Source organism: Polynucleobacter sp. 39-46-10, assembly GCF_002282275.1.
Genome location: NZ_NCJB01000108.1, coordinates 1 through 8945 on the forward strand (window position 1 = coordinate 1; position 8945 = coordinate 8945).

Sequence of the window (8945 nt, forward strand, 5' to 3'; positions counted from 1 at the left end):
CGATCTTCCACTTGCTCTTGAGAGAGGCGGCCATTTTGCAGGACGAACAAGTTGATCATGGTGAACTCCTAAGGAATGGTCGCTAGTTTATCCTATAGAAGATGACAGTTTGACTAAAATAAGCCCAACCCCAATGAACTCCAGCCCAAATACCTTTACCCAACAACTCCAGTCTGCGTGGGCTTCCCAAGGCAGTATGTTGTGCGTGGGGTTTGATCCAGATCCAAAGCGCTTGCCCGCTGTATTTCAGGGTAAGCCTGAGGGGATTTTTGAGTTCTGCCGGGAGATCGCTGATGCCACTGCGGATACCGTCTGCTCCTTTAAGCCCCAGTTCGCTTACTTTGCCTCCCAAAGAGCTGAAGCCCAGCTTGAAAAGCTCACCCGATACCTTAAAGATAAATACCCCCATATCCCCGTCATCCTGGACTCCAAGCGTGGTGATATCGGTAGCACTGCCGACCACTATGCCTTAGAGGCCTTTGAGCGCTATGGCGCAGATGCGGTTACCGTGAACCCTTACATGGGCTTTGACACTATCGAGCCTTACCTAAAGCACGCTGGCAAGGGCGTGATTGTTTTATGTCGTACCTCAAACCCAGGGGGCTCTGACCTTCAGTTCCTGAATGTGTCTCCCACCGGCGAGCCACTGTATCTGCACGTCGCCAAACTCGCTGCGCAACAGTGGAATGCTACTGGACAAATTAGCCTGGTAGTTGGCGCAACCTTTCCCGAAGAAATTGCTAAGGTCCGAGCGATTGTGGGTGAAATGCCTTTGTTGATCCCAGGTATTGGCGCTCAGGGTGGTGATATCGTTGCCACTGTTAGGGCTGGCAGTATCCCCAATAAACAAGGCGCTGGCATGATGATTAACTCTTCTAGAGCAATCTTGTATGCGAGCTCAGGAAATGATTTTGCTGAAGCTGCTAGAAAAGTAGCTATCACTACGAGAGATGCATTAAGAGCTGCGGCTAGTAAATAAAAAGGAGATAGGTCGAGTTACAACAGACCTATCGCGCCTTTGGTTTTGGAGTGGGTGTTAAAGCCACTCTATCCATATTTTCCAAAATAAAGTCTTGCCGTGTCGGGAAGTGAATATTGGCCTTGCGACAGTATTGCGCTTTATCAAAACACTTCGGTGCTGGCAATGCAGAAGCTAAAGCTGCAGACTGTTCTCGATCAAGCAGTGCAGGTTTAACTCCATAGTAGTGCTGAGATGTAGCGCCAATACCAAAGATGCCCTCACCCCACTCTACAGAGTTCAGATAGATTTCGAACAACCTCTGCTTGGGCAGAATGACCTCGAGTAAGCCAGTAATGATGAGTTCCTGTCCTTTGCGAAAATAATTCTGCTCGGAAGAAAGAAAAAGATTCTTTGCTAGCTGCTGTGTGATCGTAGAGCCACCACGCAAAGCAGTTTTGGATTTACCACTAACCTGTTGATTGAGTTGTGAATTTTTAGCCCAAGCCTTTTGCATATCCTCAACCCGGACACCCATATGCTGAAAGAAGATGTCATCCTCACTCACTAAGACAGCGCGCTTGAGGTTGGCAGAGATTTTGTCGTAAGGAACCCAAGATGACTGCACTGGACAAGACCAAGACAGACCACAAAGTCGCCAGCGTTCAGCCCTCTGAAATGCAGTACTTCTGGGATCAAGCGTTGCCCATAAGCCAATCTGAAATACGAAGTAAATTTGCATGGCAATAAAACCACCGAGCAAACATTTCAGAAGGTAAGAAAGCCAGCGCATCGAAGCTTAGCTAGAAACTAGGAAGTACGAAGTTCTGCCAGTACCGCGCGAGGATCAATCGCATCGGCAAGCTTAGAACCACGCCAAATTAAGAAAGCATCAGCAGCCTGTTCTACTAGCATACCCAGGCCATCACTGACCCGTGCACCACGATGCAATGCTTGCTGCATAAACGCAGTAGCTTTACCATAGACCATATCGTAGGCAAAAGATTTTGGAATAAAAATATTACTCGCTGCCGTATCGCTAATCGGCGATGCATCAGATAGGCCGGCAGCAGTGGCATTAATAACGAGATCAAAAGGAGAGGTAGTCTTGCCAGCATCTTCCAGGTCACTCAAAGTGACCGCCTGCAATACAACATCGAGCGAAACAGCCAAGTCACTAAATAATTGAACTAATTCATCGGCCTTAGCATTGGATCGATTGGCAATGATGAGCTCTTTAGGGGATTGCTCCAGCAAAGGTCCAAGCACCCCACGAGAAGCACCACCTGCTCCCAGTAATAAAATTCGGGAGCCTTGAATCTGAATGCCCTGAGCCAATAGGTCTCTGACTAAGCCAGCGCCATCGGTATTGTCACCAAAGATTTTTCCATCTTCAATACGCAAAGTATTTACAGCCCCGGCGAGCTGAGCTCGAGGTGTTAATACATCTGCAAGAGCTTGGGCATCCAATTTGAATGGCACAGTCACATTCATACCTTTACCGCCAGCAGCAAAGAAAGCTTGCGCAGTGGTTTTGAATTGGCCAAGTTCAGGCAGTAAACACCCGTAATGCATTTTCTGATTTGACTGATCAGCAAATCGTTTATGAATGGCAGGTGATTTGCTATGTGAGATTGGATTACCGGCAACCGCATAAACATCCTCACCAGGAAATTGGGCGGGATCGGTATGCAATTGGGCAGAAGTAACTTGACTCATAGTAACTACAGGATAAGCGAAATTTTGCAATACATGACTGAATTAAGGACGCAAATCTAAGCGATCAGATCCATCCCGAGTGAAATCAAAAGTTGAGACCCAATCCAAGATATCAATCTGATTGCGCATTTCTGCAGGGAAAACTCCAAAGGGAGCAGAAGCACGCACAATGGCAAGAGCCTGACGATCTAACTCGGGGTTGCTAGAGCTTCGCCCAATACTTAAACCATCCTTACCTTGCGCATTATTGGCAATACGCCCTTGCGCATCTACGCTCACCACAATCACCAAACTGCCATACAGCGGCCTACCGTTGGCCCGCGGAAAAAATGCACTTCCATGGGTCTCTATCTTTTGACGCATAGCGTCGTAATACTGCGCAAATACAACCGCCTTCGTACTAGCTCCGGTCAAGACTTTACGACGAGGCTCGCGACCATTGACTTGCAAACGCTTTGCTAATTTAGCCTCTAAAGAGTTTAGTTGGGATACAGCTTTTTTCTCATCACCACTTTTACGACCACCTGCAAGCGCCCGATCTGCTTCGAGCTTGGCCAGCATTTGTTTTTGCTGTTTCTCTAAAACTTCGAGGCGGGCATCTGCACCCAGCCTGGCTCGATGTAGTGCACTTGCATCTTGATTGGAGGCGTTGCCACCCCCATGCAAATCTGCCTGAGACAATTTATTCGCCTGCTTAGGTGCCACTTGATTGCTGGAGTTCACCAAAACAACGCTCAGCGGTGTATTTAAGCGGCGATTTTCTATTTCCCCCATCCCCCAGCGGAAAGATAGAAAGATGAGGTGGGCCAAAATCGAGAGACCTAAAGCATAGCCAAATGGATATCGGCGCCAACTACCATCTAAGCGCGCAACTAACTGAGTCAACTTAGGCGGGACTTGCATCACTCTCAGGAATCTCTGGGGTTTCGATATGAAGCACTCGAACTCCCGCCGTCAGTTGAAGAAGATCTACATCAGCAATACTCACTTCAGCTCTAGTCATACGCGGGTGAGTGGCCAACTCTGGAATTGGCAAATGCAAGGGAACAGGCTCTACTCGGGACATACCCTCTTTGAGATGTCTCACAAAGACTTTCTTAGGAACTTCATCCTGAGTAACCCAGCGCAAGCACCAATATTTCTCAAGGCGGTCCTGGTATTCACCATAGGCTGAATAACAGGCTTCAAAGTCAGCAGCAATACCCATCAAGGTCGCATCTCGCGGTGGGAATGGCGCCACCATCTTGGCGGTAATGCCATGTTTTGCTATAGCAATTAACTGCCACTGATTCACTAAATCGGAGTAACGACGTAGCGGTGAAGTGCACCAGGCGTAATACTCCAAGCCCAAACCTTCATGAGGACCAGGTGTCGTCTGCATACGTGTGCGTAATGGCCCCCAACCCTTTTGAGTACGAAACAAACCAGGTATCCCATGATCTGCCAATAAGCGTCCTGAAGCACTATTGCAATAAATCATCCACTCGGCAACGATCGTATCCAAGATGGAACCGCGTTGACGTGGAGTAATGTCTACTCGCTGCGCACCATCTATTTCTTTGATTTGAAAATGAAAGTCTCTCGCTAATGCATTCGGATCCAAGACCCCCAATTGTTCGGCGCGCAATCCATTGGCTACACGCTGCTCCTGGCGCCCTGCATGTAATAACTTTGCTGCGGCCCACAACACACTGAGCTCCTGACGATAAGCATAGTCAGAAGATTCATCAGCCAAACTTTCTTCTGTTACTAGATGCTCTAAATTCTCGAGACGAAGGTTAGATCCCATGGGAACCATCTCGGCACGCAACTGCAGAGTCTCTTTATCTACCACTCCAGCTGCATCAATATCCACATAAATTGATAGGGCTGGACGAGCAGCACCCTCATCCAATGAGAACTGCGCAATCACTGTGTCAGGCAACATCGTAATCTTGTCACCAGGGAAATACACGGTAGACATCCGAGTGCGTGCGACCTTATCTAAAGCGTCATCCTTAGCAATCACCAATCCAGGCGCTGCAATATGAATACCAATACGATGTCCGCCACCATCAAGCGAAGTGACCGATAAAGCATCGTCAATTTCAGTAGTGCCCGAATCATCAATCGAGAATGCGGTCACTTCAGCCAGAGGTAATTCTGAAATGGCAGCATCTAATGCGGCTTGATCAACTACCAAGCTTGACTCATGTGCAGCACCCTGAGGGAAATGCGCCTTTAAAAACATGCCCTGGTGATATTGCAAAGGTGAATCTATCGCGCCACAGCGGATCATCAGCTGTGCAGGCGATTCTCCTGACTCAGTACAGGCAGCAATCAACGCTTTGTAGGCCGATGTATTTTTATCTGGAGAAAATAGAAGTTGATTGGCCTGAGACTTGAGCGTTTCTGGAAATACACCAGCCACCAACTCTTGTTGCCATGCAGCCTGTTGCTCTAATTCTTTTTGCTTACGCTCGAGTGCAGCCAAACCAGCCTGCAATTGCTCCAGTGGCGCTCTTTGAAAACGGCCGCGCCCTTTACGACGGAAAAATACCGGCGCACCTTGTAATGCAATGGCTAATGCAGTCTGCTGCGGAATACTGGCTTGTGCACCAAAGTACTCTTGGGCAACATCCACCAAACCAAATTCTTCATCAGGCGCACAGTCCCATAAGAATTGCAGATCAATCTCTTTAGATAAAGTATTTGCTTCATCCATCAGCGCCTGCGGCTCTGGCTTTTCAAAACGAAGCCAAACCTCTTTCGCCTTTAACTTAATCTTCTTGCCAGAAAGGCTAGTCGCCTGCCATGATTCTGCATCTCCAGCGCCCGAGGCAGACTGGACTGTGGCGACCTTAATATCACCACCTTCTTCATATAAAAGGTGCATTGTCAGAGTGAGATCCCGCCGCTGGCCTCAAGTGCAACGCCATTCACATAACTAGCTTCATCGCTTGCTAAGAATAAATAGACATTCGCCATTTCTTCAGGAGTGCCTAGGCGACCCAGCCAACTGCGTCTTTCAATATCCTTCAAAATATTTTCTGGCATGGCTTTAACCATCTCAGTGGCAATAAAGCCTGGGCAAACTGCATTCACCCGAATCCCTTTTACACCTAATTCACGTGCCCAAGTTTTAGTAAAACCAATGACACCAAATTTCGTGGCCGAATAGTTTGTCTGACCAAAGTTTCCATAAATACCCACGACACTCGAAGCATTGACGACAGCGCCTTTGCCTGCCTCTAACATATGCGGCACTACCAATTGCGTGCAATTAAAGACACCCTTGAGATTGACATCAATCACCGTATCAAATTGTGCCTCTGTCATTTTGACTAAGCGCGCATCTTGTGTAATGCCAGCATTGTTAATAAGGATATCGATGCGCCCATGGCGTTGCATGATTTGGTCAACAGCCGCTTCAATGCTTGCACGATCAGTCACATTCATGACGTAGGCTTCTGAGCCTGGAATGAGATCCACTGCAGCCTTAACAGCCTCGGGATTCACATCGGCAATCATGACCTTTGCGCCTTCTTGTGCAAAGCGTTTTGCAGTTGCAAAGCCAATACCCTTGGCAGCACCAGTAATGATCGCTACTTTATCTTTCAGTCTCATGCTCATTACTTTGCTTTCTCTTGTATTGCAGTCAATATTTTTTGGTGCACTCCACCAAAACCACCATTACTCATCACCAAAATGTGATCGCCAGGCTTGGCTTCATTTGCAATGGCCTTAACCAAAGCCGATAGATCATCAAAGGCTGCAGCACGATTGTTACTCTTTGCATTTAATGGAGCTAAGACTTCATTTAAATCCCAACCCAAAGAATCTTTACCGGCGCTGGCACCATAAGCAAATATCTTATCGGCCGCCTCCAGACTGTTAGGCAGCTGAGCTTTCATGACGCCGAGTTTCATCGTATTGGAGCGGGGCTCTAGTACTGCCAAAATTCGAGACTGCCCCACTCTACGACGCAAGCCATCTACTGTAGTAATGATTGCTGTGGGGTGATGCGCAAAATCATCGTAGACCGTCACCTCATTTTCTACGCCAATCGTTTCTAAACGACGCTTCACATTCTTAAACTCAGCAAGAGCGCGTGCCGCATCAGTTGGAGAAATACCAATATGGTTTGCGGAGGCAATTGCTGCTAATGCATTGAGTTGATTGTGTCGGCCCATGACGCCAGAGTCCGGAGCCCAAGTCACCGTTGCAACTTCGTTGCCATCCTGCAAAACAATAAAGCCATCTGCCGCTTGAGAAATTAAAGACCAAGCATTGTGTTTGTCTTGGCCAAACTTCTCAACAGGTGCCCAAGCACCGCGTGCGATGACTCTCTTTAGAGCAGGCTCTTCACCGTTGACCACAACTAGACCATTACCCGGCACCGTGCGCACCAAATGATGAAACTGGGTTTCGATTGCAGCAAGATCAGCAAAGATATCGGCGTGGTCAAACTCAAGATTATTTAATAAGGCGGTACGCGGACGATAGTGAACAAACTTACTGCGCTTATCAAAAAACGCCGTGTCATATTCATCCGCTTCAATCACAAAGTATTTGCTTTCACCTAAGCGAGCCGATACCGTGAAATTCAAGGGCACGCCACCAATTAAGTAACCGGGCTTGTAATTATTGAATTCCAAAATCCAGGCCAACATGGCGGACGTTGTTGTTTTACCGTGCGTGCCAGCAACAGCCAATACATGTCTATCAAACAATACTTGCTCACCAAGCCATTGAGGACCAGAAGTGTATGGAAGTCCCTGATTGAGAATGGCCTCCATCAGCGGATTGCCACGAGAAACGACGTTACCGATTACAAATAAATCCGGCATCGTCTCAAACTGTAATAATTGGTCAGGCGAGAATCCCTCAATGAGCTCAATGCCCTGTGCCTCAAGCTGAGTACTCATTGGTGGATACACGTTAGCATCGCAGCCAGTGACGCGATGTCCGGCCTGCCGAGCGATTGCGGCAATGCCGCCCATGAAAGTACCGCAAATGCCCAAGATATGAATATGCATTGGGGAATTTTAGCTAAGGAATATGCATTGGGGAATTTTAGCTAAGGAGTAGCAATGAACCGAAGACAGTGGATTAGCATCATTGGATTTAACCTTGTAGCCCTTGCTGCGGGAGTCGCGACTTCGCAATGGATCTTCAGAACAGAGCTGGCAGACGATCCTGCAATCAAAGCCTTTTTTGCCAATCCATGGCAAACACCCGATGGAAAATCAGTCGACACCAAGGAATGGCGTGAAAAAGTCCTAGTTGTGAACTTTTGGGCATCCTGGTGCCCCCCTTGCGTTGAAGAAATGCCGACTTTGGATCAATTACAAGCAGAGTTCAAAAGTCAAAATGTCTTATTTGTCGGTATTGGCATCGATTCACCCTCTAACATTCGTGAATTCCTAGAAAAAACCCCAGTTTCTTACCCAATCGTGATTGGTGGCCTTGAGGGCAGCAACCTTTCCAAGCAAATGGGCAACTCTCAGGGCGCCCTGCCTTACACCATCATCATTAATGCGCAAGGTAAGGCCACTAGCAGTAAATTAGGGAAGATAAGCGAAGAAGAGCTCAGAAAATCAATTAAATCCGCTTTATAAGGTGTTTTAATTACTTTTACCAAATAAGATTCGGGCAGAAATTAGGCATTTTCTATTCATATTTTTCAATATTTGCTCTTAAAATCACCAAAAATAGCTCATTTTTGCCCCATTTTTTGAACTGATCATCGAGCTCTAGGGGTATACTTTGCCTGTGCTACATGAGGGGGATTCTTCATGAAGTAAGCAGTTTTAGAGAAAAGCTGTATTTACGTAACTAAACCTAACTGCCTCTAAAAATATCGATCTATGTCGAAAAATACTTCAATTCTTGTTATTCAGGGCCCCAATCTCAACTTATTGGGCACCCGTGAGCCAGAGGTTTATGGCAAAACTACTCTAGAAGACATTCATACGAAGCTTGGCGCAATCTCCAAGTCCCACTCAGTCGATTTATCAACCTTCCAAAGCAATCACGAAGGCGAGCTCATTGACCGAGTTCAAAAAGCCAAACAAGATGGGGTGGATTTCATCATCATTAATCCAGGCGCCTTTACCCATACTAGCGTTGCCTTACGTGATGCCTTGGCTGGAGTAGCCATCCCATTCACAGAAGTACACCTGTCCAATATTCACCAGCGTGAAGAATTCCGCAAACATTCCTATCTATCGGATATCGCCACTGGCGTGATCTGCGGACTAGGGGCAATTGGATACGAATTGGCCTT

Annotated in this window: 9 protein-coding genes; 3 read left to right on the top strand and 6 right to left on the bottom strand. The window is 47.2% G+C overall.

Annotated elements, in window-relative coordinates:
• The first annotated feature begins 133 nt into the window (after positions 1-133).
• Positions 134-979, top strand: coding sequence for an orotidine-5'-phosphate decarboxylase (gene pyrF, locus B7X71_RS09695; RefSeq protein WP_293600610.1), 846 nt, complete (start codon positions 134-136; stop codon positions 977-979).
• A 28-nt stretch (positions 980-1007) separates the two neighbouring features.
• Here the strand turns inward: pyrF and mtgA are convergent, their stop codons facing one another.
• Genes mtgA through mpl form a run of 6 tightly spaced genes read right to left on the bottom strand, consistent with a single transcriptional unit; the run spans position 1008 to position 7695 of the window.
• Entirely contained in the window at positions 1008-1751 is a 744-nt protein-coding gene (mtgA, locus tag B7X71_RS09700; protein ID WP_293600612.1) for a monofunctional biosynthetic peptidoglycan transglycosylase, read from the bottom strand.
• A gap of 17 nt (positions 1752-1768) precedes the next feature.
• Positions 1769-2677: a shikimate dehydrogenase gene (gene aroE, locus B7X71_RS09705; protein ID WP_293600614.1), complete on the bottom strand. Its 909-nt coding sequence runs from the start codon at positions 2675-2677 to the stop codon at positions 1769-1771.
• Between the two features lie 42 nt (positions 2678-2719).
• Positions 2720-3580 (bottom strand): energy transducer TonB, encoded by an 861-nt coding sequence (locus B7X71_RS09710; RefSeq protein WP_293600625.1) that lies wholly within the window; start codon positions 3578-3580, stop codon positions 2720-2722.
• The gene (locus B7X71_RS09715) at positions 3564-5552 is read right to left on the bottom strand and encodes an RNB domain-containing ribonuclease (protein WP_293600616.1); all 1989 of its coding nucleotides are present in this window, start codon (positions 5550-5552) and stop codon (positions 3564-3566) included. The genes B7X71_RS09710 and B7X71_RS09715 overlap by 17 nt, the downstream gene beginning before the upstream one ends.
• 2 nt (positions 5553-5554) lie before the next feature.
• Positions 5555-6283 (bottom strand): 3-oxoacyl-ACP reductase FabG, encoded by a 729-nt coding sequence (gene fabG / locus B7X71_RS09720; RefSeq protein WP_293600618.1) that lies wholly within the window; start codon positions 6281-6283, stop codon positions 5555-5557.
• 5 nt (positions 6284-6288) lie between these two features.
• Complete coding sequence (gene mpl, locus B7X71_RS09725) at positions 6289-7695, bottom strand: UDP-N-acetylmuramate:L-alanyl-gamma-D-glutamyl-meso-diaminopimelate ligase (RefSeq protein WP_293600620.1); 1407 nt, start codon at positions 7693-7695, stop codon at positions 6289-6291.
• Positions 7696-7749: 54 nt separating this feature from the next.
• On the opposite strand from mpl, the gene B7X71_RS09730 reads away from it, so the two are divergent.
• Positions 7750-8277 carry a TlpA disulfide reductase family protein gene (locus B7X71_RS09730; RefSeq protein WP_293600621.1) on the top strand — a complete coding sequence of 176 codons (528 nt, stop codon included), beginning with the start codon at positions 7750-7752 and terminating at the stop codon, positions 8275-8277.
• Between the two features lie 249 nt (positions 8278-8526).
• A partial coding sequence (aroQ, locus tag B7X71_RS09735) for a type II 3-dehydroquinate dehydratase (protein WP_293600623.1) occupies positions 8527-8945 on the top strand: 419 nt, incomplete at its 3' end.

Bases quoted from the DNA above. Each gene is read 5' to 3' on its own strand.
- mpl (WP_293600620.1), bottom strand. From the start codon at position 7,695: ATGCATATTCATATCTTGGGCATTTGCGGTACTTTCATGGGCGGCATT.
- pyrF (WP_293600610.1), top strand. From the start codon at position 134: ATGAACTCCAGCCCAAATACCTTTACCCAACAACTCCAGTCTGCGTGG.
- mtgA (WP_293600612.1), bottom strand. From the start codon at position 1,751: ATGCGCTGGCTTTCTTACCTTCTGAAATGTTTGCTCGGTGGTTTTATT.
- aroE (WP_293600614.1), bottom strand. From the start codon at position 2,677: ATGAGTCAAGTTACTTCTGCCCAATTGCATACCGATCCCGCCCAATTT.
- B7X71_RS09730 (WP_293600621.1), top strand. From the start codon at position 7,750: ATGAACCGAAGACAGTGGATTAGCATCATTGGATTTAACCTTGTAGCC.
- B7X71_RS09710 (WP_293600625.1), bottom strand. From the start codon at position 3,580: ATGCAAGTCCCGCCTAAGTTGACTCAGTTAGTTGCGCGCTTAGATGGT.
- B7X71_RS09715 (WP_293600616.1), bottom strand. From the start codon at position 5,552: ATGCACCTTTTATATGAAGAAGGTGGTGATATTAAGGTCGCCACAGTC.
- fabG (WP_293600618.1), bottom strand. From the start codon at position 6,283: ATGAGACTGAAAGATAAAGTAGCGATCATTACTGGTGCTGCCAAGGGT.